This is a genomic window from Oleiphilus sp. HI0061 (assembly GCF_001635675.1).
Map to the genome: position 1 here is coordinate 1 of NZ_LWFE01001795.1, position 794 is coordinate 794.

At 45.1% G+C, this 794-nt stretch carries 2 protein-coding genes; both read left to right on the plus strand.

The features are described 5' to 3' along the window. A partial coding sequence (locus A3735_RS27380; protein ID WP_156499968.1) for a nitric oxide reductase activation protein NorD occupies positions 1-406 on the plus strand: 406 nt, incomplete at its 5' end. A gap of 36 nt (positions 407-442) precedes the next feature. Then, positions 443-794 (plus strand): AAA family ATPase (locus A3735_RS27385; protein WP_156499969.1); only part of this gene is annotated, 352 nt, incomplete at its 3' end.

Consider the following 794-nt stretch of genomic DNA (forward strand, 5'->3'; position numbering starts at 1 on the left):
ATATAACCTGTTAAAAAACTTCTCTGAACCTTATGGCGATGCCGCACGTGGCCGAATTCTTGAAATCAAGCCGGGATTTTATACGCGAATGGGCGCAGGTATTCGTCAATCAACTGAAGTGTTAAAAACACAAGCAACTCAAAAGCGCCTCATGTTGATTGTTTCAGACGGCAAGCCAAATGATATTGATCACTACGAAGGCCGTTACGGAGTAGAGGATACTCGTAAGGCGGTTCAGGAGGCCAAGCAGCAGGGCTTGCAACCATTTTGTATTACCATCGATGAAGATGGAAACGATTATTTACCTTACCTTTTTGGTGATCATGGTTATGCAGTGATTAGTGATACTGCGCGTTTACCTGCATTGCTGCCAAAAATTTACTTGAACCTTACAGGTCTATCGTAAGACGACAAGGGTCAAGCTTTTTAAATGGAGAACGACATGCCAACGAATTATCTAGCGCAGGGAAATGAAGTTGTTATCTTCGAGCACGCCGCCAACAATAATTTGCCGGTTTTGATTAAGGGACCTACAGGTTGTGGTAAAACCCGATTTGTTGAGCACATGGCCAAGAAACTTGATCGGCCTTTATACACGATTGCCTGTCATGATGATCTAAGCGCAACAGACTTGGTAGGTCGACACTTAATTGGCAAAGACGGAACCTATTGGCAGGATGGCCCGCTTACCAGGGCGGTGCGAGAAGGCGGTATTTGTTATTTAGATGAAGTCATTGAAGCACGGAAAGATACTACGGTTGTGCTTCACCCACTGTCTGACCACCGTCGCGTTT